25 protein-coding genes are annotated in these 22,106 nt (G+C 60.3%); 10 read left to right on the forward strand and 15 right to left on the reverse strand.

What is annotated here, in order from left to right; all coding sequences use genetic code 11:
* Positions 1–23: 23 nt before the first annotated feature.
* Together A3C3_RS0128935 and rpmB are read right to left on the reverse strand one after the other, a co-directional pair.
* Positions 24–659: a queuosine precursor transporter gene (locus tag A3C3_RS0128935; RefSeq protein ID WP_022718068.1), complete on the reverse strand. Its 636-nt coding sequence runs from the start codon at positions 657–659 to the stop codon at positions 24–26.
* Between the two features lie 112 nt (positions 660–771).
* Positions 772–1,062, reverse strand: coding sequence for a 50S ribosomal protein L28 (gene rpmB / locus A3C3_RS0128940; protein ID WP_022718069.1), 291 nt, complete (start codon positions 1,060–1,062; stop codon positions 772–774).
* Positions 1,063–1,301: 239 nt separating this feature from the next.
* Between rpmB and A3C3_RS0128950 the strand changes: the two genes are divergently transcribed.
* Together A3C3_RS0128950 and yddG are read left to right on the forward strand one after the other, a co-directional pair.
* Entirely contained in the window at positions 1,302–2,078 is a 777-nt protein-coding gene (locus tag A3C3_RS0128950; RefSeq protein WP_022718071.1) for a DUF3108 domain-containing protein, read from the forward strand.
* 28 nt (positions 2,079–2,106) lie between these two features.
* The gene (gene yddG, locus A3C3_RS0128955; protein WP_022718072.1) at positions 2,107–3,000 is read left to right on the forward strand and encodes an aromatic amino acid exporter YddG; all 894 of its coding nucleotides are present in this window, start codon (positions 2,107–2,109) and stop codon (positions 2,998–3,000) included.
* Positions 3,001–3,003: 3 nt separating this feature from the next.
* Here the strand turns inward: yddG and A3C3_RS0128960 are convergent, their stop codons facing one another.
* Positions 3,004–3,426, reverse strand: a complete 423-nt coding sequence (locus A3C3_RS0128960) for a cupin domain-containing protein (protein WP_022718073.1) — start codon at positions 3,424–3,426, stop codon at positions 3,004–3,006.
* Complete coding sequence (gene gloB, locus A3C3_RS0128965; protein ID WP_022718074.1) at positions 3,426–4,196, reverse strand: hydroxyacylglutathione hydrolase; 771 nt, start codon at positions 4,194–4,196, stop codon at positions 3,426–3,428. Before gloB ends, A3C3_RS0128960 begins: the two co-directional genes overlap by 1 nt.
* A 53-nt stretch (positions 4,197–4,249) precedes the next feature.
* Between gloB and A3C3_RS0128970 the strand changes: the two genes are divergently transcribed.
* The 3 genes from A3C3_RS0128970 (at position 4,250) to A3C3_RS0128980 (ending at position 7,152) form a co-directional block, all read left to right on the forward strand.
* Positions 4,250–5,026, forward strand: coding sequence for a class I SAM-dependent methyltransferase (locus tag A3C3_RS0128970; RefSeq protein ID WP_028740099.1), 777 nt, complete (start codon positions 4,250–4,252; stop codon positions 5,024–5,026).
* Between the two features lie 87 nt (positions 5,027–5,113).
* Positions 5,114–6,223, forward strand: coding sequence for a histidinol-phosphate transaminase (gene hisC, locus A3C3_RS0128975; RefSeq protein ID WP_022718076.1), 1,110 nt, complete (start codon positions 5,114–5,116; stop codon positions 6,221–6,223).
* On the forward strand, positions 6,220–7,152 hold the full coding sequence (locus A3C3_RS0128980) for a prephenate/arogenate dehydrogenase family protein (protein WP_022718077.1): 933 nt from the start codon (positions 6,220–6,222) through the stop codon (positions 7,150–7,152). Before hisC ends, A3C3_RS0128980 begins: the two co-directional genes overlap by 4 nt.
* Positions 7,153–7,155: 3 nt before the next feature.
* Here the strand turns inward: A3C3_RS0128980 and A3C3_RS0128985 are convergent, their stop codons facing one another.
* Positions 7,156–8,157, reverse strand: a complete 1,002-nt coding sequence (locus tag A3C3_RS0128985) for a DUF2125 domain-containing protein (protein ID WP_022718078.1) — start codon at positions 8,155–8,157, stop codon at positions 7,156–7,158.
* A gap of 52 nt (positions 8,158–8,209) precedes the next feature.
* Here A3C3_RS0128985 and A3C3_RS0128990 point away from each other — a divergent pair, with 52 nt between their 5' ends.
* Entirely contained in the window at positions 8,210–8,740 is a 531-nt protein-coding gene (locus tag A3C3_RS0128990) for a gamma-glutamylcyclotransferase (protein ID WP_022718079.1), read from the forward strand.
* Here the strand turns inward: A3C3_RS0128990 and A3C3_RS0128995 are convergent.
* From A3C3_RS0128995 to ftsE, 4 genes are all read right to left on the reverse strand, one after another.
* Positions 8,737–9,534, reverse strand: a complete 798-nt coding sequence (locus tag A3C3_RS0128995; protein ID WP_022718080.1) for a lysophospholipid acyltransferase family protein — start codon at positions 9,532–9,534, stop codon at positions 8,737–8,739. The genes A3C3_RS0128990 and A3C3_RS0128995 overlap by 4 nt on opposite strands.
* An 87-nt stretch (positions 9,535–9,621) precedes the next feature.
* Positions 9,622–10,338, reverse strand: a complete 717-nt coding sequence (locus A3C3_RS0129000; RefSeq protein ID WP_028740100.1) for a YdcF family protein — start codon at positions 10,336–10,338, stop codon at positions 9,622–9,624.
* 66 nt (positions 10,339–10,404) lie between these two features.
* Complete coding sequence (locus A3C3_RS0129005; protein ID WP_022718082.1) at positions 10,405–11,418, reverse strand: cell division protein FtsX; 1,014 nt, start codon at positions 11,416–11,418, stop codon at positions 10,405–10,407.
* Positions 11,411–12,070, reverse strand: a complete 660-nt coding sequence (gene ftsE / locus A3C3_RS0129010; RefSeq protein WP_022718083.1) for a cell division ATP-binding protein FtsE — start codon at positions 12,068–12,070, stop codon at positions 11,411–11,413. The genes A3C3_RS0129005 and ftsE overlap by 8 nt, the downstream gene beginning before the upstream one ends.
* Before the next feature lie 206 nt (positions 12,071–12,276).
* Between ftsE and A3C3_RS0129015 the strand changes: the two genes are divergently transcribed.
* The 3 genes from A3C3_RS0129015 (at position 12,277) to A3C3_RS0129025 (ending at position 14,015) form a co-directional block, all read left to right on the forward strand.
* Positions 12,277–12,933, forward strand: coding sequence for a membrane protein (locus A3C3_RS0129015; RefSeq protein ID WP_033419872.1), 657 nt, complete (start codon positions 12,277–12,279; stop codon positions 12,931–12,933).
* A gap of 59 nt (positions 12,934–12,992) precedes the next feature.
* Positions 12,993–13,535, forward strand: a complete 543-nt coding sequence (hpt, locus tag A3C3_RS0129020; RefSeq protein ID WP_022718085.1) for a hypoxanthine phosphoribosyltransferase — start codon at positions 12,993–12,995, stop codon at positions 13,533–13,535.
* A 120-nt stretch (positions 13,536–13,655) separates the two neighbouring features.
* Entirely contained in the window at positions 13,656–14,015 is a 360-nt protein-coding gene (locus A3C3_RS0129025) for a response regulator (protein ID WP_028740102.1), read from the forward strand.
* Between the two features lie 149 nt (positions 14,016–14,164).
* Here the strand turns inward: A3C3_RS0129025 and A3C3_RS0129030 are convergent, their stop codons facing one another.
* From A3C3_RS0129030 to argH, 4 genes are all read right to left on the reverse strand, one after another.
* Positions 14,165–16,831 (reverse strand): TIGR02302 family protein, encoded by a 2,667-nt coding sequence (locus A3C3_RS0129030; RefSeq protein ID WP_033419861.1) that lies wholly within the window; start codon positions 16,829–16,831, stop codon positions 14,165–14,167.
* A 149-nt stretch (positions 16,832–16,980) separates the two neighbouring features.
* Positions 16,981–18,249 (reverse strand): diaminopimelate decarboxylase, encoded by a 1,269-nt coding sequence (lysA, locus tag A3C3_RS0129035; RefSeq protein WP_022718088.1) that lies wholly within the window; start codon positions 18,247–18,249, stop codon positions 16,981–16,983.
* 12 nt (positions 18,250–18,261) lie between these two features.
* Positions 18,262–18,456, reverse strand: a complete 195-nt coding sequence (gene lptM, locus A3C3_RS0129040) for an LPS translocon maturation chaperone LptM (RefSeq protein WP_028740103.1) — start codon at positions 18,454–18,456, stop codon at positions 18,262–18,264.
* Positions 18,457–18,532: 76 nt separating this feature from the next.
* Entirely contained in the window at positions 18,533–19,936 is a 1,404-nt protein-coding gene (argH, locus tag A3C3_RS0129045; RefSeq protein ID WP_022718090.1) for an argininosuccinate lyase, read from the reverse strand.
* A gap of 41 nt (positions 19,937–19,977) precedes the next feature.
* On the opposite strand from argH, the gene tlpA reads away from it, so the two are divergent.
* Positions 19,978–20,640, forward strand: a complete 663-nt coding sequence (gene tlpA / locus A3C3_RS0129050) for a thiol:disulfide interchange protein TlpA (protein WP_022718091.1) — start codon at positions 19,978–19,980, stop codon at positions 20,638–20,640.
* Between the two features lie 2 nt (positions 20,641–20,642).
* Here tlpA and A3C3_RS0129055 read toward each other — a convergent pair whose 3' ends face one another.
* On the reverse strand, positions 20,643–21,524 hold the full coding sequence (locus tag A3C3_RS0129055) for a 3-hydroxybutyryl-CoA dehydrogenase (protein WP_022718092.1): 882 nt from the start codon (positions 21,522–21,524) through the stop codon (positions 20,643–20,645).
* 149 nt (positions 21,525–21,673) lie between these two features.
* Positions 21,674–22,106: electron transfer flavoprotein subunit alpha/FixB family protein (locus tag A3C3_RS0129060; RefSeq protein WP_022718093.1), on the reverse strand; the 433-nt coding region annotated here is incomplete at its 5' end.

Below are 22,106 nucleotides of genomic sequence, written 5' to 3' on the forward strand. Positions count from 1 at the left end.
GCTCGAAGGCCGGCCACTGGCGATCAGCTTGCGCGGGCCGGCTGCATCGGCCGCAGCACGTTCATGAGTGCGCCGTAGGGCAGCAGCATGACGAGGCCCATGATCATCTTCACCGAGAAATCGCTGATCGCCCAGGAAATCCAGCGCGGCGCCTGAGCGGCCAATGCACCGAGGATCGGGGCCTGCTCCAGCGCAAACGGATCGTTCGGGCCGAGGAAGACGAAGAAGGCGGCAAAGGCGAAGGAGAAGAAGATCGCCGTGTCGAGCGCCGAGCCGATCAGCGAGCCGAGGAGCGGCGCACGCCACCAGGTCTGGCGGCGAAGGCGATTGAAGACGGCGATATCGAGCAGCTGGCCGGCGAGGTAAGCCGAACCAGAGGCGATCGCGATGCGCGGCACTGATGTGAAGAAGGAAAGCCCGATGCCGACGACAAAGCCGGCGAACACGACCTTGCGCGCTACCTGAGGACCGAACTGGCGATTCGTGAGATCGGTGATCAAGAAGGCGACCGGATAGCTGAACGCACCCCACGTCAGGATATCGGCGAGGTTGATGCCGGCGACCTCGGCGTTCACAGGAAACTGGACGAGGAAGTTGGAAGCGACGACGACGAGCGTCATCAGAGCGATGTAGAGGAGGGTATAGCGGGTCTTCAGCATTTTTTTATCCTGGGTGATGCCACCAGTTGGGGTATCGGGCCGGCAAAGCAAAAGGCTTGTCCGGTATTAGCCGTGCAAGCCTTTGAAGCCGTATGGAAGAAGGTGTCGAAGCTTATGCGGCTTCGGCGGTCTTCTTGACAATCTGACGGCGCAGCAGGCGCGCGCGCATCGACAGTTCGTTTTCGCTTGCCTTGATCAGGAAGGCATCGAGGCCCCCGCGATGCTCGACAGAGCGCAGGGCAGCAGCTGAAACACGCAGACGGTAGCGCTGGCCGAGAGCGTCGGAGATCAGCGTAACCTGGCACAGGTTCGGCAGGAACCGGCGCTTGGTCTTGTTGTTGGCATGGCTGACATTGTTACCAGTCAGGACGGCCTTGCCGGTCAATTCGCACACGCGGGACATTGAACACCTATTCTTGTTTTTCTAGGCCATCGATTACGATGCCCCGGCAAACGCGGGTCTGCAATCCAACAGGCCATAATTGGAAAGTTGCGGTTCTATAGTCAGGCCGGCCGCCCGCGTCAAGCCAAACCTTGGCCTTTCCCGCAATTCTGTCAAAAAGCTCGTGTTTGCTTCTATGTGCGGCAGGAGTATAGACCGCTGGTGCAGGGCATTGTCTGCCCTTGAAAAAGGCTCTCTTCATGGCTCATCTGGGCAGGCGGATTTTCCTATCGTCAATTGCAGTGCTGATGTCCATCCCGGCCGGCGCAAGCGAGATCCGTCATCGTACGGAATATAGAGTTGCTCTCGGAATCCTGCCGATTGCGCGCGCCGCCTTCGTTACCCAGATCGACGATGATCAGCGCTACCAGGTTTCAGGCAATATCAGTTCGGCGGGCCTTGCCGATCTTGTGACGAACATCGCTGCGAAAACCAACGTCACCGGTGTCCTGCGCAATGACCGATTGCAGGCGCAGCGCTACTACCTCTATTACAAGAGCGGCAAACGCGCGCGTACCTATGAAGTCCGCTACAGAAACGGCGATATCGTCTCCACGACCGTGAAGCCGGAACGGCGCCAGCCACGCAACTGGGTCGATGTCAAGCCGGGCGATATGCGCTCCGTGCTTGATCCCATCTCCGGGTTGATCTTCCCGGCGGATACGAAGCTCTGCTCGCAGCGCCTGCCGATCTATGACGGCGAGATGCGCATGGACCTTGTGCTTTCGCCAAAGGGATCCGAGGATTTCAAGACGGATGGGTTTTCCGGCAAGGCAACGGTCTGCGGCGTACGTTTCGTGCCCAGGTCTGGCTACAGGAAAGGCCGCAAGGATATCGATTATCTGAGAAGAAGCGGCAACATGGAAATCTGGTTTGCAAAGGCGGAAACGGCCAACGTATATGCTCCGGTCTATGTTCGCATTCCGACGCAGTACGGAACGGTGACGATTACCGCGGTGAAATACAGTGCAAACTGACGGAGCTGGTCTCCGTGAAGGGGGACAGGTGAAGCTTCGGGCCACATCGATCGGGTTCACGGCCATTCTGATGTGGTCGTTTCTGGCGCTCTTCACCGCTGCATCCGGCAAGATGCCGCCGTTCCAGCTTTCGGCGATCTGCTTTGCGATCGGCAGCATCCCGGGCATTGCCGTTTTGATCTTCAACCCGTCTCGCGTGGCGCTGCTGAGGCAGCCGGCAAAGGTCTGGATCATCGGCATTGCCGGCCTCTTCGGCTATCACTTCCTCTATTTCACCGCGCTTCGGAACGCGCCGGCGGTGGAGGCCGGCTTGATTGCCTATCTCTGGCCGCTGCTGATTGTCGTCGGCTCGGCGCTGCTGCCGGGCGAGCGGTTGCGCTGGTATCATGTGGCAGGCGCGCTCGCCGGGCTCTGCGGCACCTTCCTGATCGTCGGCCGCAACGGCATCGATTTCGACGGTGCATATGCGATCGGCTACGGCGCGGCCTTCCTTTGTGCCTTCACCTGGTCCGGCTATTCGCTGCTGACGCGGCGCTTCGATGCGGTCTCGACCGATGTCGTTACCGGCTTCTGCCTTGCGACCTCCCTTCTGTCGTTCTTCTGCCATCTCGGGTTGGAAACGACCCTTTGGCCGGAAACGGCTTTCGAATGGATCGCCGTTGCCGGTCTCGGTCTCTTCCCGGTCGGCGCTGCGTTCTATGCCTGGGATTACGGCGTCAAGAACGGCGACATCCAGATCCTCGGCGCGGCAAGTTATGCGGCGCCGTTGCTTTCGACGCTCATCCTGACGATATTCGGCTTTGCCGAGCCAAGCTGGCGCATTGCGCTTGCCTGCCTGCTGGTCACCGGCGGTGCAGTGCTTGCGGCTCAGGAAATGTTCCGCCGTAAAAGCGTCGCAAAACAAGTTGCGGCGGCTGAATAGGCCTCAGCCGCCCGGTTTCCAATCCATCGGTGCCATTTCGAATTTCGAGAACTCGAAACCGGGCGCCACCGTACAGCCAACGAGCGTGTATTCGCCAAGCGTTTCTGCCGATTGCCACCAGTTTGCCGGAATGATTGCTTGCGGACGCTCACCACTTGCCAGGTCGATGCCGAGCATCAAGGTTTCGCTTCCCGTGCCGTCTGCGGACCTGTGGAGTGCCAAGGGCGCACCGGCGTAGTAATGCCAGACCTCCGCCGCATCGTGGACGCGATGCCAGTGCGAACGTTGCCCGGCTTTCAGAAGATAGTAGATTGCCGTCGAGTGCCCGCGATCCTCGCCATTGCCATCGCGAAACGTCTGCACGTACCAGCCGCCTTCCGGATGCGGCTGCATCGAAAGCGCCTCTATAATTTTGTCGGGAGACATCAGAAATTGTCCTTGCGCCTGCGGATCTCCGCAAAGACTTCCTCGTTCGTCTTGCTTTCCATCAGGAGATTGCGGCGGATGGCGGGATCGGCAGCGCGAAGAAAAGGGTTGGTGTCCTTTTCCAGGCCCAGCGTCGTCGGGATCGTGAACCTGCCCTCGGCACGCAGAGCCTCGATCTCTGCAGCACGCGTCTTCAGCCGCTCGTTGTCCGGATCGATCGTCAAAGCGAAACGCGCGTTCGAAAGTGTATATTCATGGCCGAAATAGATCGCCGTCTCGTCTGGCAGCACGGCCAGCTTCTGCAACGAATGCCACATATCCGCCGCCGGGCGCTCCAAGAGGCGGCCGCAGCCCAGTGCAAAGAGCGTATCGGCGGCAAAAAGCAGCTTGTCGTCAGCGAAATGGTAGCAGATATGGCCGACGGTATGGCCCGGCGTTTCGATGACGTTGACCATATGGTCGCCGAAGAGAAAGCTGTCGCCATCGGCCATCGATTTGTCGAGGCCCGGAATTGCCACGGCTTCGTTGACCGGACCGATGATCTCGCAGCCGAATTGCTCCTTCAGCGCCAGATTGCCTTCGACGTGGTCGGTGTGGTGATGGGTGGTGAAGATGTGCGAAATCTTCCAGCCGCGCCGCTTTGCAGCCGCTGCCACGGCCGCCTCTTCCGGCGCGTCGATCGATGCCGTCAGCCCGGATTCCGGATCATGCACGAGAACGCCGAAATTATCGGATCGGCAGAGAAAAACTTCTAGTTCCAAAGGTTTCATTGTCCAAGCGGCCTCTTTCCCACGAACATGTCCGGAATGTAGAGGCTCCGGCCTTGAAGTCCAATCGCCCGCTGATAACATTTATTGCGATGCACACGGATATTGTCGATCTGCGCCAGTTCTATCATTCCGAGCTCGGCCGCCTTGCCGAGCACTCGATTGCCATGGCGCTGTCGTCGCTTTGGGTGCGCCTGCCGCAGGAGCGGCTCGTCGGCATCGGCTATGCCGTTCCCTTCCTCGACCGGTTCAGCGCCGATACCGAGCGCACCTTCGCCTTCATGCCAGCCGGGCAGGGCGCCGTGAACTGGCCGGTGGGGTCGTTGTCATCGACCGCACTGATCTTCGATGAAGAACTGCCGCTTCCCGATTCGTCCATTGATCGTGTGCTGATGGTCCATTCGCTGGAATTCGCCGAAAGCCCGCGGGAAACCTTGAAGGAGCTCTGGCGCGTGCTTGCGCCCGGCGGACGCCTCGTCATCGTGGTGCCGAACCGGCGCGGCGTCTGGGCGCGCATGGAACATACGCCTTTCGGCTCCGGGCGCCCTTATTCGCGGGGTCAACTCACGCATCTGCTGCGCGAGACGAATTTCACGCCCGGCGCGACCGCCGAGGCGCTGTTCTTCCCGCCATCGAAGCTTCGCGCGGTTCTCAGCCTTCGCCGCGGCTTCGAACGCATTGGCCGCGCACTCTGGCCGGCCTTTTCGGGCGTCATCATCGTCGAGGCACAGAAGCGGCTCTATCAGGGCCTGCCGGTAGCCGCACGGGCTTCGCGCCGCGTCTTCGTGCCGGTTCTTGCGCCGCATGGTGTTCCGACGACACGCAGCCGTTAAGTCTCACTCGACAAAGGCCGCTTTCCGCTTTATTGCCACAGGGCAATTTCCGGCCGGAATTTCCGGCGTTTTTTCAAGGTCGATCCCATGAGCGTTGAGATGAGCAAGCCTGTTCCGCGTCCCGGTATCCTGGATATTGCAGCCTATGTGCCGGGCAAGGAACATGCACCGGGCGTCGCCCGCGTCTACAAGCTCTCCTCCAACGAAACGCCGCTTGGTGCGAGCCCGAAGGCCATAGAAGCCTTTCGTGAGGCGGCCGGCCATCTCGAACGCTATCCGGACGGGCAGGCGATCGAATTGCGCGAAGCGATCGCCGCAGTTCACGGCCTGAATCCGGCTAACATCATGTGTGGCAACGGCTCGGACGAACTGCTCGGCTTGCTCTGCCACGTTTATCTCAGCCCCGGTGACGAAGGCATCATCACCGAGCACGGCTTCCTCGTTTACAAGATTCAGATCATGGGCGCGGGCGCGACGCCTGTCGTGGTGAAGGAGACGGATCATACCGTCGATGTCGACGCGATCCTTGCCGCCGTTACGGACAAGACGAAGATCGTCTTCATCGCCAATCCGGGCAATCCGACCGGTACCTATATCCCGGTCAGCGAAGTCCGCCGCCTACAGGCCGGTCTGCCGAAGCATGTCGTCCTGGTGCTCGATGCGGCCTATGCCGAATATGTCCGGCGCAACGACTATGAATCCGGTATCGAGGTCGTCTCCTCGAACGCGAACGTCGTCATGACCCGGACCTTCTCGAAGGTCTATGGGCTTGCGGCGCTCCGCGTCGGCTGGATGTATGCGCCTGCCGAGATCATCGACGCAGTGAACCGCGTGCGCGGCCCGTTCAACATGAATACGCCGGCGATCGCGGCCGGTGCCGCGGCGATCCGCGATCAGGCCTTCGTTCAAAAGGCGACCTCCTTCAATCAGATGTGGATCGAGAAGGTTACAGGAGCGCTCGAAACGATCGGTCTCAAGGTCACGCCGTCGGTGACCAACTTCGTCCTCATCCATTTTCCGGATGTCGAGGGCAAGCGCGCTGCCGATGCTGACGATTATCTGACGAGCCGTGGCTATATCCTGCGGGCGGTTCGCAGCTACGGCTTCCCTAATTCACTGCGCATGAGCATTGGCCCCGAAGAGGCCAATCACGGCGTCATCGAAGCGCTCGGCGAATTCATGGGACGCCCGGCATGACAGCGCAGTTTGATCGCATCGCGCTGATCGGCATCGGGCTGATCGGCTCCTCGATCGCCCACGACATCAAGCGGCTGGGGCTCGCCCACGAAGTCGTCGTTGCAACGCGCAGTGCCGAAACGCTGAAGCGTGCCGAGGAATTGCAACTCGGCAGCCGTTATACGACCTCGTCGGCCGAGGCCGCCGAGAATGCCGATCTCGTCATCGTGTCCGTGCCGGTCGGCGCCTCGGAAAGTGTTGCCAGGGAAATCGCAGGAAGCGTGAAGCCGGGCGCGATCGTCACCGACGTCGGATCCACCAAGGCGTCGGTCATCGCGCAGATGCAGCCGCATATGCCACCGCATGTGCACTTCATCCCCGGCCATCCGCTGGCTGGTACGGAAAAATCTGGTCCCGACGCCGGCTTTCCAGGCCTTTTCGAAGGCCGCTGGTGCATCTTCACGCCGATTGCGGGCACGGACGAGGGTGCGCTCAAGAAGCTTCGCAAATTCTGGGAAAGCCTTGGCTCCAAGGTCGATGAGATGGACGCCGACCACCACGACAAGGTGCTCGCCATCGTCTCGCACCTGCCGCACATCATTGCCTACAATATTGTCGGCACGGCCGACGATCTGGAAACCGTGACGGAATCGGAAGTCATCAAATACTCCGCCTCCGGCTTTCGCGACTTTACGCGCCTTGCGGCCTCCGATCCGACAATGTGGCGCGACGTCTGCCTGCACAACAAGGATGCGATCCTTGAAATGCTGGCGCGCTTTTCGGAAGATCTTGCCTATCTGCAGCGCGCGATCCGCTGGGGCGAGGGCGACAAGCTTTTCGAGCTCTTCAGCCGCACTCGCGCAATCCGCCGCTCGATCGTCCAGGCCGGACAGGATGTGGACACGCCAGACTTTGGCCGCCCACATGCGCAGGATACGAAGACGAACTGAGCCTCAGATCGGCGGGATCGTGCCGAGTGGGATGAAGCCGCTTACGGTGGCATTGCCGTGCTGAACGACGAGGTCGACCGAAACCTTATCGCCACCGACAGCGAGCGCCTTCAGAAGCTTGGCGGCGGTGTCGACGGTCTTGGCGATTTCCGGGAGGGCCTGTTTCAGGCTGTCGCGCCAGGGGCCGAGTTGCTCGATCTCCAGCTTGAACTTTCCGGACAAAAAGCCTTGCTCATCGAAGGAGAAGGGGCCTGTCAACGTCATCACCTTGCCGTCGCCGATATCGGCCACGGCCTTGCGCAGCTCTCCGCTTGCCCCATAAAGCCCCTGCGGATCGCTGCCGTCGATCATTCCGCCTCTGCCTGCAAGGGTGATATCGGCGCTCGCCGAGAATTTCGGGAAGACCTGCGGCCAGTCCTTGATGACGGCATTTGCATCCTGGAGTGAGAAGGCACCGTCCAGATCGCCTGCATTCTGGCGGAGGTGGACTTCCGTGCGTCCTGCATCGACATTGACCGTTTGCCCGGTATAGGAGGAGACAGCGGTCGCCTTCAGGCCGTCGATGACCATGGAGGTGCGGTCGATGCCCCTCAGCCTGGTCACCAGGCTGGATTGCAGGTTTGCCCACTGCGCCGAGATCGAAAGGCCGTTTGCCGTGCGGATTTCGGCCGGCGAATCGAGTTCCCAGACGATACGGCCCGGCGCGTAAACCTGCGCTGCGGAACGAAGTTCGCCAAAGGAAGCGGAGACGCCGTTCGTGTTGTCATCCACACCCACTTTCGAGCAATAGAGGCCAATGCGAAACGGATAGCCGCGAAAGTCGATATCGGCGCATTCGCCGCTGACGCCCGCCGTGCTGCGCGGCGCAATAACCTTCAGCACGGTTTCCTTGAGGTGGGCGGCTGCGTAAAACCAGCCGCCGGTATAAATCGCGATAAACAGAACGATGCCCAAGCCGAGCAACCAGAATTTTCTGCCGCTACCGGATTGGCTTGACGCTGCCATGATGGTTCTCCAATGGTGAATCGCGAATGGGATTTTCGGTCTGGCGTGCGATATGGACGAATTTTGGGTATTTGGCTACGGATCGCTGATGTGGAATCCGGGCTTCGAGTTTCTTGAGCGCTCACAGGCTCTCGTTTACGGCTACCGGCGATCGCTCTGCGTCCATTCCTGGGTTCACCGCGGCACGCAGCAAAATCCGGGTCTCGTGCTAGGCCTCGATCGCGGCGGCTCCTGCCGCGGCATAGCGTTTCGCGTGGCCTTGGAGATGCGGGACGAGGTGATGGACTATCTGCGCGCCCGCGAGCTCGTCACCAACGTCTATCTGGAGCGGCATGTGCCGCTATCGCTTCCCGGCCGACGCAACATCAAGGCAATTGCCTATATCGTTGATCGCGACCACGCCCAATATGCCGGCGCACTCGATGCCGCTGTAGCTGCGCGCACGGTGCATGAGGCAAAGGGTCAGTCAGGTTCGAACGACGCCTATGTTTTCAATACGCTCTCGCATCTCAACGAGATGGGCATTCGCGACCATTGGCTGGAACGGGTCGCCGGCGAGGTCGAGCGGCTGCGGGCCGCTTAGGCAGAAGCGGCCGTTGCCTTCCGCAATTGCGCCAGTCTCTCGACGGCGGTCGGCGGCAGTGGCAGGTGCGGATTACGCGCGACCGTATCGACCAGCAGTTCGTCGCTCGCCTTCTCGGTCACATCGATGAGATGCTCGAAGAACGCATCCGGATCCATGCCCGGCGCAATGGCAGGCAGGATGCGAACCTTGAAATGGCCGGGACGGCGCACGGCGCTGCGGCGCGGCCAGAAAAGGCCGGGATGCATGGCCACCGGCACGACCGGAATGCCGAGATCCCGATACATGCGGGCAATGCCGTATTTGTAGAGCGGTTCTGCGCCCGGAGGCCGGCGCGTACCTTCCGGATAGATGATCAACTGACGGCCTGTCGCAAGCTCTTCCTTGGTGCGCTTCAGCACCTCGACCATCACCTTGCCGCGTGCGCCGCGATCGACCGGGATCATGCGCTGTTTTTTCGCATACCAGCCGAAAAACGGGATCCACATCAATTCGCGCTTGAGGATGTAAACCGGGTCTTTCAACCACGGCAGCAGTGCATAGGTGTCCCAGAAGGACTGGTGCTTAGGGGCGAGGATGTAGCTGCCGTCCGGCAGGTTCTCTATACCATCGATCTCGAAGGTCGTCCCGACGATTTTTTCCATCAGCCAATGGTTCGAAAGCGCCCAGTTCTTGGGGATCGCATAGGCGGTCTTGCGGGGCACGACGAAATAATAGGGCGAAAGCACGATCATCCGGATGATGAGGTTGGCGTAGAAGATCGTGTTGAAGAGAACGGAACGCAGGGCGATCATGAAATTTTCCAAAGCCAGTGTCCGCGCAAAAGGCGGGCTGGCCCTGCCTACACGATAATGGCTCTCATAAAAAGCGCTTGATGGAAATCAGCTCGGACCCGTGATGCCTGCCGAGCGAAGGCCGGGATGGCGCCCGAAGCCGGTGATGTTGCGCGCGCCTGCCAGAAGCACCTTGGCATATTCGGCGAGCATGACGCGAAGCGCATTTGGGTCGGTGAACCAGGCCCTGGTCTTCAGGTCGGAGTTGACGACCGGGTAGGGGATGAACTGCGTATCGGCATCGACGTAGGCGAGTTCAGCGAGACTGCGTGGCATGTGGTAGTTGTTGGTGACGACCAGAACGCTCTTGTAGCCTTTGGCATGGATCCAGTTTGCGGCTTCCTGCGCATTGCCGATCGTGTCGATCGCGTCATAGCCGATGTCGACGCAGCAATCGAAAAGATCAGCGGACGCCGATGTGGTTTTGCGAATCTGTCCCGGCGTTGTCGACGGATGAACGCCCGATATGAGCAGCCGCTTGCCCGCGCCTTTCTCCAGCAGTTCGACGGCTTGATCGATGCGCTGATAGCCGCCTGTCAAAACGACGATGGCATCGGCCTTCGGTTCTGCCGGAGGTTTCAAGGTGGTTACGGAATCGGCGAACCGCAGGAAGCCGACGAAAAGCAGCGCGGTCGCCAGGACGAAGGCGAATCCGCCCCATCGCAACATCCGGCGCAGGGGACCACGACGCAGGGTTTCGACACCGTAGCTGGCAAGCGCCGGGTCGGGACGAATCGGAGTGCGTCTAGTGTGGCCCATGGTCATAAATCGTGAATATATACAGATTGCGGCAGGGAACAGACACTTTCGTGGCAAAAAAGACTGAGCCGTTCAATTCGCGATGCCATCGCTTCGCGTCGGGTCCGAGCGCAGCGTATCGATTTCATAGATTGTGCGCATCACCGTGAGCCGCGCTGTCAGCGTCGTCAGCAATGCAATGACGATCATCGTCGCAAAAATGCCGAGGTAGCCAAGGGCTCCGACCGAGAACGTGCCGAAGAGAGCCGTCGCTTGATCGGTCTGCGGCGTCGCAATCGTACGGCTCTGCAGGAAGCCTGCCGCTAAGAAAAAGAGAGCTGCCAAAGCGCTGCCAATTGCCGATCCCTTGAGACTGATCTTCAGGAAATGCTTCTGGAATTCAGTCGCGACGAAGGAGCTTTCGGCGCCCACGAAATGCAAGACCTCGACGATATGGCGGTTGCCGGAAAGTGCGCCGCGTGTCGCAAAGACGACCGTCAGCACCATGGCGATGAAGACGAGCAGCAGCACACCGGTGCCGAGCATGACCGTCGTATGCGCCATTGAAACGAGGCGATCGACCCATGTTCGGTGATCGTCCAGCGACGCCTGAGGGATGCTCTCCTTCAGCAGTGAGCGCATCGCGTCAAAATCGGGCGGGTTCGTCTCGTCGATGGTAATAATCACCAGGCGGGGGACGGGAAGCTCCTTGATGTCAAGGCCGCTGCCGAGCCATGGTTCCAGCAGACGGGCCGTTGCCGCCTCATCGACGATCTGGCCGCTCTTGGTGCCGACAAAGGTCATGGCGATATCGCGTGCCTGCGTCAGCGCCTTTTCCATATCGAGGCCGTCGTCCGGCTTGATCTGGATGGTGATCTCGCGGGAAATCTGGCTCTCCCAGCTGGCCGCTGTCGAACGCACCATGCTGACGCCGCCAAGCGTCAGGCAGGCGAGGAAGGCCATGATGGCAATGACCACCGTCAATGCGTTGCCCTGGATATTCGAGGGCGGAAGGATCGGCGCCGTTGGCCGCACGCGCATCTCCGCCCGCTTCTGCTGTGCTTGGGCGGCGCTTTGCGCGCGGTTTTTTGATGCGGGCTCAATCATAGACGTCAAGGTGCCCTTCCGAAAGGATCATGCGGCGGGCTTCCACCTGGTCCATCAATGTCAGATCGTGAGTTGCGATCACGACAGCTGTACCAAGGCGGTTGAGTTCGAGAAAGAGGTTCAACAGGCGGCGTGCCATCGGCGGATCGACGTTGCCAGTCGGCTCGTCGGCAAGCAGAACCTCGGGCCGGTCGATCAGCGCGCGGGCGATCGCCGCGCGCTGTTTCTCGCCGCCGGAAAGCACCGGCGGAAGCACATTAATGCGCTCGCCGAGCCCCACCCATTTCAGCAGTTCGAGCACGTCTGTCTTGTAAGAGCTCTCGTCCTTGCCACGCACACGAAGCGGCAGCGCGACATTCTCATAGGTGGTGAGATGATCGAGCAGGCGGAAATCCTGGAAGACGATACCCACGCGGCGGCGAAGCAGCGGCAGCTCCGGCCGCGGGATGTCGGAAATGTCGCGTCCGAACATGCGGATCAAGCCACGCGTCGGCTGCAGCGACATAAAAAGCAGGCGCAGAAGCGTCGTCTTGCCGGCGCCAGAGGGACCGGTCAGGAACTGAAAGGACTTTTTCGGAATATCGAAGGTGAGGTCCCGGAGAATCTCCGGGCCCATGCCATAGCGCAAACCGACATTCTCGAAATGGATCAACGGGTAGCCCGGTCTTTCATGGTTTCACGCCATCGACTTGTTAACCAACACCGTTAACAATCAGTGAATTTCGTCGGAAAGATGCCTGTTCGACGGCAAGCTTAGCGAAGCATTAACCATTAAAATTTACGACTGGGCAGGATTCGTTTCAATGCCGGATTTTAACCGTGCACTGAAACCATGTGGAGATGGGAGAGACCGTCAACATGGAAGCATCCACCTTCAGGCGCCGCGCGCCGGGCAACGCCTACGATTTCCTGCCGCCGGAGCCTGCCGCGCGTCAGTCCCGCTATCCTGGCCGTCCGGCTGATGTCGCTGATGCCGAATTCGTCGTTATCGGCAACCGGAGCCAAGGCTTCAACGCCAAAAGTTTCAATGATCGTAAGCGCGCCGCTGTCGCTGCCAAGTTACCTGCGACGCCTACGGCTTTCTCGAAAGCGACTATATTCCTCGGGATCGCAGAAGAATGGCTGCAGCGGGCGTCGCTCAAGAGCTTTGTAGCCCTGGTCTTCATGCTTTTCGTTCTCGTTTTCGGCCTGACGGGCGGTTTCTCCGGCCTAGCGGGGAGCGATACTGCTGCGTTGACCTCTCCGCTCCACTTCACGCATGTCACGGTGGCGCGGCGCGAGGCAAACGGTATGCGCATCCTGGTTATCAACGGCATCATCGAAAACGGCAGTGGTACGACACAGACCGTGAGGCCGATCCGCGCCGATCTGATGAGCGGCGAGCGGATGGTGGCCAGCACGGTCATCAATCCTCCGGCAGACGTCATCTATGGTGGCGAGAGCCGTGGCTTTTCGGCACGCGTGCAGCACTCCGGCGGAAAAATGCCGGAAGTCCGGCTTTCGTTCATGCCTTAGGGTGTTTCTGCCCTTCTAATGTGCTAACGGCTTACCCTTCGTTTCATGGAGCTAGCCGTATGCCTGTCGTGCGCGGAAAAATTATCGAACCGCTTTTCACTGCCGAGCAGATTGCCGAACGCAATCACGCGATGGCAAAGCATATTGCTGCGGGCCCGACAAAGGACCTGCTCGTCATTGCCGTGTTGAAGGGGTCGTTCATTTTCGCCGCAGACCTCATCCGCGCGCTACACGACAGCGGGCTTGCGCCTGAAGTCGAATTCATCACGCTTTCCAGCTACGGCACGGGAACAGTTTCTCAGGGCGTCCGCATCGTCAAGGATATCGACAGCGACGTGAAAGATCGCGACGTGTTGCTGATCGACGACATTCTCGAATCCGGCCGCACGCTGCTTTTCGCCAAGGAACTGCTCTATGAACGCGGCGCGCGCAACGTCAGCATCGCCGTCCTGCTCGACAAGAGCGTCAAGCGCAAAGAAAAGCTCGAGGCAGACTATGTCGGCTTCGAATGCCCGGATTACTTTGTCGTCGGCTACGGCATGGATGTCGCCTATGCCTTCCGTGAGCTGCCCTACGTCGGCGTGGTTACCGGCGACGCCTGACTTCAACGATGATAAGACGGGTTGTTAACCATCCCTTCCATCGCCTTCTTTCGTTTACCGATCGAAAAGGAACGCCGTGCAATTTCCGTTCCGGGGCATGAAGACGGAGCGATGCACATCATGGCAAAAATTCTGATCACGGAAGACGAAGATTCGCTTCGCTCTTTCGTCGCCCGGGCCTTGCGCCTTGACGGTCATGAGACCGACGAAGCCGCCGATGGCGCCGAGGGGCTAGAGAAGCTGAAGGACGGGATCTACGATCTGCTGCTTTCGGATATCCGCATGCCGGTCATGGACGGCATCGAGCTTGCGCATCAGGCGAAATCCGCCTTTCCGGCGCTCAAAATCCTGCTGATGACGGGCTATGCCGAGCAGCGCGAACGGGCCGATGACCTTGCAGAAAAGATCGTCGATGTCGTGTCGAAGCCGTTTGCACTTCCAGACATCCGAAAAGCGGTTGCCCGGGCGCTGGCTGCGTGAGACGGGTTGGCGGCACCTTCCCGTGCTCCCCATTCCTGTCCTTGTGACAGGAACCCGCCACGCTGCGTCAGCGCCGTGAGCGACCCATCGTTTGAAAGAGAATCGTCCGCACCCAAGGACTTGGATGGCGCATTGCGATCCAAGTTCAGCTACTGAATATCCAGCAGCCGTTCCAGATAGTGCCGCTCCATCTCCTGCGGCGGGTTGTTGCCGAGCTTTTCGCGGATCGCATCGAGAATTTCGCGTGCGCGCTGCACGTCGATTTCGTCGGGTACCTTCACTTGATCGCCGAAATCCGGACCCTCTGCGCGACGCGGACGACCGAGCGGATCGCGGCCGTTCTGGTTGCCCTGGCCAACCTGACCTTGTGGCCCTTGGCCTTGCTGGCCCTGTTGCGCCTGCATCATCTGGTTCATCATGTCCCGGGCGCCCTGTCGCAACGCTTCCAGCGCGCGGCCCTGGCCCTGGAGGGCCGGTTCGCCGCGGCCTTGGCCGAGTTCGCGCCCGGCACCTTCCATTTCGCGCTGTGCCTGACCAAAGCCTGGGCCGGGCTTCATACCCATCTCACCAAGGCCTTTCTGCAGTTCGCCGAGCTGCTTTCCAAGCGCATCCTGCTGGGCTCGGAGCTGTTTCAACGCGTCGCGCAATTGCTCCTCGGTCATCTGCTCCGAAGGTGACTGCTCCTGTTCGCCGTTCTGCCCCTGCTGCTGATCCTGCGGCTGGCCATCCTGGCCTGGCATCATCTGGTCAAGCAGCGGATCGTTCATTCCCATATTCGGGTCGCCGCGCTGCATACGGTCCTTCAACTGTTGGTCCAGCTTGAAAGTCTGCTCCATCAGCTTCTGCTGGTCGCGAAGGATCTGGCCAAGCTTGTCCATCTGCTGGCGCATCTGGCTGTTGTCGCCCTGCTGTTGCTGGCCCTGTTGCGGCCTGCCTGCCTGCAGGTTGTTCATCATGCGCTGCAATTCGGAAAGCAACTGCTGAGCGGCATCGCGATTGCCTGAACGGGCCAGATTCTCGATCTGGTCCATCATGCGCTCCAGATCCTGCTGGCGGATGACGTTCTGCGCGTTCTGGTTCGGCTGCATCGGCGCATTCTGCATGCGCTGAGCAAGTTCCTTCATGTATTCGTTCATCGCCTTGCGAAGCTCGTCCATGAGCTTCTTGATCTCCGGGTCCGGCGCATTGCGCTGAAGTGCGTCGGCGAGATTCTGCTGGGCGTTGCGCAGGTTGCGTTCCGCAAGCGAAAGGTCGCCGTCCTCCATGCCGATCGCGATATCCCAGAGATAGTCGGCCATATCCTTCAACTGCTCGTCGCCCTTGGCGAGCTTCATGCGCGTCTGCGCCGATTGCAGCAGCAGATAGTTGGTGAGCTTAGGAATCGTTTCTTCAGGACGGATCGTCAGCGCCTCGTTGAGAGCGATCGCTTCCGGCATCTTGCGGGTATCGAGTGCGAAAACCTGGCGTTCTTCCGCAACGGCTGCGGCCAGCGGTTCGTTGAACGGCCGTGACGGCAGCGTCATTTCATGCGGCGGGCTGCGGCCGGTCTGGCCGGCTCCATCCTTGGCGACCAGCGTAACGCGTACGCGCTTTCCGGCCAGCGGATGTTCGGTCAGGTTCTTGCTGGTCACAGCCTTGGCATCACGTGCGTTGCGGCGCGGAATGTCGAGCCGGAAATCGGGGAGTGGATAAAGCGGCTTTGCCTCCGGATCGGATTGGGCCGGCAGGATTTCCGCACGCGCTTCCTGCACGCCGTAATCATCCTTTACCGTGAAGCCGATTTCCAGCGCACCGTTTACGCTGGGTCTGGGCAATCCGTCGAAAGCAATCTCGGGTGCCTTGTCGGGAATGACATTGAAGTTCCACCTGCGGCCATTGACGAGCAGCGCACCGTTTTCCTCAAGCTTCATCAAATGTGTCTGTGCGGCAAGTGCCGGCGTGGCAGAAGCTTGTGGCTTCGCCTGCGGTGCAGCATCAGGCTGCTGATTTGCCTTTGCCTCGGCTGCGATTTCCCGCACCTCGCCGCTCTCTTTCCTGAATACGACCTTTTCGTCCGTCTGCCCGCCGCTGACGCGAACGGTCAGGTTGGAGAACTGCGGAATGTTGATCGCCTGCTCAGTGCCGGTTGCCGTCAGATAGACCGGAGCGCGGCTGGTATAGGAGGGCGGGGTGACCCACGCGTCGATACGCACGGCCGGATTGGTCGCTGCCGGCGCGACGGGTGGCTGCAGCGCGTCGGTGATTGAGCCGCCGTTGGTCGAAAGCGAGTAACCGAAGGCCGTGACGAGAAGGAGGGCCGGGATGGCACGCAGCGCGAAACGGTCATGGGTTGCGATGTCCGGGCGGGGGAAGCCAGTGTCGAGGGCTGCTATCTTCTTCGCCATCCGCGTCTGATGCTCGCGCCAAAGCGTCTTTGCGAAGGGCGTGTCGAAGGCCGGTTCATCTTCCTGCACCGTCACCGGCTGATGCGGCAGGCCGTTGCGCTCCTCAAGCAGGCGGTCGGCTTCGGCGGTCTTGGGCCAGCGAAGATTGCGAAACGGGATCAGCGCGGCGAGGAAGGCGATGGCGAAGGCAATCAGCAGCCCGACACGCATGAAGTCAGGAACGGAGCGGAAGAGGCCAAACCAGGACGCTGCCAGATAGAAGGCAACGACGGAAAGAACCGGGACGAGCGGTGGCAGGACCTGCTCGGATACGAGTACCAGGCGCGCAAAGAACCGTTTTACCGCTACGAGCCTCGCGAGGGAGGGCCGAAGGGCAAACAACGCACCATGTCTTTGCCTGCGGGGGCTGTTCGTCAATCCGGTCTCCGCCATTTGATGCTGGAGTAACAGAGGGCGCTTCCGGCGCTTGCTAGGCAATATGCTCGCATGAAGAAAAGATAACACTCTTTGTGGCGAAGGCGAGGGCAGGCGGTCGGCAAAGCCGTTTTTTCACCTCTCTTCGCCAAAAAGTGATGAGGCTGTCACTCGATCCAGGCGGGTACGGAGTCGAGGCCGATCAGCTCTTCATAGGTTCGGCGAGGCCGAACTACATGGAAATCGGCGCCCTTCACCAGAACTTCTGGCACCAGCAGGCGGCTGTTGTAGGTGCCTGCCTGCACTGCGCCATAGGCGCCGCCGGAACTGACCGCAAAGAGATCGCCCGGCTTCGGCATCGCCATCTCGCGATCGAGCGCCAGATAGTCCCCGGTCTCGCAAACCGGCCCCACGATATCGGCCTTGATGCGCGGAGCATTCGCCGCCGAGATCACGACGGGCCGGATTTCGTGCCAGGCGTCGTAAAGCGTCGGGCGGATCAGATCGTTCATTGCCGCATCGACAATGACGAAGGTCTTTTCGCCACCGTCCTTTACATAGATAACTTCGGTAACGAGAATGCCGGCGTTGCCGACGATCAGGCGGCCCGGTTCAGTCACGATCTTGCAGTTCAGCCCGCGGAGCTGGTTCTTGACGATCGCCGCGTAGGCATCCGGCAGCGGCGGCGGCTCGTTATCTTCCTTGTAGGGAATGCCAAGGCCGCCGCCAATATCGACATGGTGGATGTCGTGGCCGTCGGCACGCAGGGTGTCGACCAGTTCGCGCAACAGCTTGAAGGCATCGTCGAAGGGCTGCAGCTCGGTGATCTGGCTGCCGATATGCATGTCGATGCCGGTGACTTCGATACCGGGCAGCTTGGCGGCTTGCGCATAGACGGCGCGAGCGCGTTCCCAGGAAATGCCGAACTTGTTTTCCTTCTTACCGGTCGAGATCTTCGAATGCGTCTTCGCATCAACGTCCGGATTGATGCGGAAGGAGACCGGTGCCTTCTTGCCGGCCTTGACCGCGCGCTGATTGAGGATTTCGAGTTCCGGTTCGGATTCGACATTAAAGCAGTATATGCCGGCCTGAAGCGCAAGGTCCATCTCAGGGGGCGTCTTGCCGACGCCGGAGAACATGATGCGGCTTGCCGGGATGCCGGCGGCAAGCGCGCGGCGTAACTCGCCCTCGGACACGACGTCGATGCCGGCGCCGAGCTTGCCGAGAGTCTTCAACACAGCCTGGTTCGAATTCGCCTTCATCGCATAGCAGACCATGGAGTCGATATCGCTGAAGGCTTCGGCGAAGACCCGGTAGTGGCGCTCAAGCGTTGCGGTCGAATAGCAATAGAAAGGCGTGCCGACGGCCTTGGCGATCTCTGGAACGGGGACGTTCTCGGCGTAAAGGATGCCGTCGCGATATTCGAAGTGGTTCACGGGACGTGCCTATCAAAGCAAAGGATCGAGAAGGAATGGCTTGTCAACGGCGCCCGGCTGTTTCGTCGGCTTCGATACGTCGCCTTCCTTCGTTGCCATTGCGCTCGGCGGGTCGAGATCGCCTTTGCGTCCACATCCGGCAACGGCAAGGCCGATGACGGCAAAAACAGCCGTCAGGCGGATGAGGTGCGGCAAGCTGGTCTGCATGGGATTCCTCTTGGAGCGGCGCTGGTGGACATCTTCATAGCGAAGTTTATCCGCCTTGTGCACCCTGATTGTTTTCTCAGTTGCGAGCCCGCCAAAAGGCGATCTGCTTCCTCACTTCGGAGGGTGCAGTGCCGCCGAAGCTCTTGCGGCTTGCAACCGAAGCCTCGACAGTCAAGACGTCGTAGACCTTGCCGGTGATAGCCGGATTGATGGTTTGGAGATCGGCAAGCGGCAGTTCGGCGAGGTCGCAGCCCTTGCTTTCGGCAAGCGCCACGGCACGCCCGGTCACATGATGTGCGTCGCGGAACGGAAGTCCCGCCTCGCGCACCAGCCAGTCGGCGAGATCGGTGGCCGTCGAATAGCCGGAACCGGCTGCGGCCTTCATGCGCTCCGTATTGACCGTCATGTCGCGGACCATGCCGGTCATGGCGGCGATCGCAAGTTCCAGGCTCTCGGCCGCGTCGAACACCTGTTCTTTGTCTTCCTGCATGTCCTTGGAATAGGCGAGCGGCAGGCCCTTCATGATCGTCAGCAGCGCAATCAGCGAGCCGTTGATGCGGCCGGTCTTGGCACGCACGAGTTCGGCGGCGTCGGGATTCTTCTTCTGTGGCATGATCGAAGAGCCGGTCGAGAATGCATCGGAAAGCCGCACGAAACCAAATTGCGGCGTCGACCAGATGACGATCTCTTCGGCCAAGCGTGACAGATGCATGCCGCAGATCGCGGCGATCGACAGGAACTCGATGGCGAAGTCGCGGTCGGAGACGGTATCGATCGAGTTGCGCGTAGGTTCCCGGAAGCCGAGCGCCTTTGCCGTCATGTGGCGGTCGATCGGGTAGCCGGTCCCGGCCAGCGCTGCGGCGCCAATGGGGCTTTCGTCCAGATGCTCGATGGCGTGGCGTACGCGCGAACGGTCGCGGCCGAACATTTCGACATAGGCCATGCAATGGTGGCCGAAGGTGACGGGTTGAGCTGTCTGCAGATGCGTAAAGCCCGGCATGACGCTTTCGGCATGTTCTTCAGCGCGGTCGAGGAAGGCTGCGATGAGGTTCGTCAGCATCGCTTCAGTCTTCTGCAGCTCTTCCTTCACCCAGAGGCGGAAGTCGAGCGCGACCTGGTCATTGCGTGAACGGGCGGTGTGCAGGCGGCCGGCGGCCTGGCCGATCAGCGCGGCAAGGCGGGCTTCGATATTCATGTGAATATCTTCGAGCTGGCGGGAGAATTCGAAATTGCCGCTTTCGATTTCTGACAGGATCGTGCTTAGTCCGTGAACGATCTTGTCCTTATCTTCGGCGGAAATGATGCCCTGATGGGCAAGCATCGTCGCGTGGGCGATCGATCCACGGATATCCTGGGCAAAGAGCTTCTTGTCGAAACCGATCGAGGCATTTATCTCCTCCATGATCGCGTCGGGGCCGGATGCGAAACGTCCGCCCCACATCTGGTTGGAGGATTTGGTGTCCTTTGTGCCGTCGGCCATGAAAGATGCCTGTCTTAAGGGTGCATGCCCTGGAGAATGAAATGACGACAAGAAAGCTGTTCGGGCTGCCATCCTTGAAATTGATCGCGGTAGCCGCCGTCGCAGGCGTAATTGCCGGTGCGGCAGCGGTTTACATTAAGGAGGCCGGGTATGGCAATGCCGGCGGCGAAACGGCCTCTGCCGAATGCACCGCGGCCAAGGATCTCGTCCAGAAGATTACGCCGCTCGCCAAAGGCGCGGTGGCGGCGATGGTTGCTGTCAACGCGCCGCGAAAGCTCACGTCCGTCGCCTTCAACGGTCCGGACGGCAAACCGGTGACGCTCGAGAATTTCGCGGGCAAGACCGTGCTTCTCAATCTCTGGGCAACATGGTGCGTGCCCTGTCGCGAGGAAATGCCGGCCTTGAACGCGCTTGAGAAGGAGATGGGCAGTGACAAATTCCAGGTCGTCGCGGTCAATATCGACACCGGAGATGACGAGAAACCGAAGGCTTTCCTAAGCGAAACCGGCGTCGATTCCCTGCAGTTCTATCGCGACAATACGATTGGCGTCTTCAACAGCCTGAAGAAAGAGGGGCTTGCTTTCGGCCTGCCGGTGACGTTGCTCATCGACGACAAAGGGTGCCTGGTTTCGGCGATGAACGGCCCTGCCGCATGGGATAGCGGCGATGCGAAGGCGCTGATCAAGGGTGCTACAGGGTCTTGACGCTACCGCGTCGGGACGGGTGTGTCGCCGCGATAATCGTAGAAGCCGCGGCCCGACTTGCGGCCGAGCCAGCCGGCTTCGACATACTTCACCAGCAGCGGGCAGGGGCGGTACTTGGAATCGGCTAGGCCGTCGTGCAGCACCTGCATGATCGAGAGGCAGGTGTCGAGGCCGATGAAATCGGCAAGCTGAAGCGGGCCCATCGGGTGATTGGCGCCGAGCTTCATCGCCGTGTCGATGGCATCGACAGTGCCGACGCCTTCGTAGAGCGTGTAGATCGCCTCATTGATCATCGGCAGCAGGATGCGATTGACGATGAAGGCCGGAAAATCCTCAGCTACCGTGACGGTCTTTTCCAGCGAGGCGACGAATTCCTTTGCGGTCGAAAACGTGATCTCGTCCGTTGCGATGCCGCGCACCAGTTCCACCAGTTTCATAACCGGGACGGGGTTCATGAAATGAATCCCCATGAAGTGCTCGGGCCGGTCCGTTGCCGATGCCAGGCGGGTAATGGAGAGCGAGGATGTGTTCGTCGCAAGCAGCGCGCCCGGCTTCAGCACTGGACAGACCTGCGCATAGATCTTGCGCTTTACAGCTTCCTCCTCGGTTGCCGCCTCGATAACGAGGTCGGAGGGAGCAAGGTCATTGAGGTTGGCGGAGCCGGAGATGCGGGAAAGGGTTGCTTTGCGCTCCTCATCCGTCATCTTGCCGCTCGTTACCTGCCGGGCAAGGTTGCCATTGATCGTCGCGAGACCAGATTCGATGCGCTCCTGCGTCAGGTCGTAGAGCTGGACCTTATAGCCCGCAGCTGCTGAAACATGGGCGATGCCGCAGCCCATCTGGCCCGCGCCGACAATACCGATCGTTTTCAACACCGCACTCATCTCCAAACCCCCGTGGCAGCCGCCCGCTCCGCCCGTATTTTTCTTCTAATGAAACTGCCGGGCAAAATGATCGCCCGGCAGCAGTAGTAGCCCCATAAGAGATAATTTTCCAGTCATTCGCAAGTGCGAAAAGCTGGCATTCTGCCCGTTTAAAGAGCTTTCTGCAGTTCCGGCAGGGCCTCGAAGAGATCGGCGACGAGGCCGTAGTCTGCGACCTGGAAGATCGGGGCTTCCTCGTCCTTGTTGATGGCGACGATGACCTTCGAGTCCTTCATGCCGGCAAGGTGCTGGATGGCACCGGAAATGCCGCAGGCGATGTAGAGTTCAGGGGCGACGACCTTGCCGGTCTGGCCGACCTGCCAGTCGTTCGGCGCATAGCCGGCATCGACGGCGGCGCGNNNNGCACCGACGGCGGCTCCCAGCTTGTCGGCGAGCGGCAGGATGACTTGCTTGAAGTTCTCGGCCGAACCGAGCGCCCGGCCGCCGGAGATGATGATCTTTGCCGACGTCAGCTCCGGACGGTCGGAAGCCGACAGCGCGTCCTTGACGAAGGTCGAAAGACCCGGATCGGAAACGGCCGGG

The organism is Rhizobium mongolense USDA 1844 (assembly GCF_000419765.1).
In the GTDB taxonomy this organism is placed as follows: Bacteria; Pseudomonadota; Alphaproteobacteria; order Rhizobiales; family Rhizobiaceae; genus Rhizobium; species Rhizobium mongolense.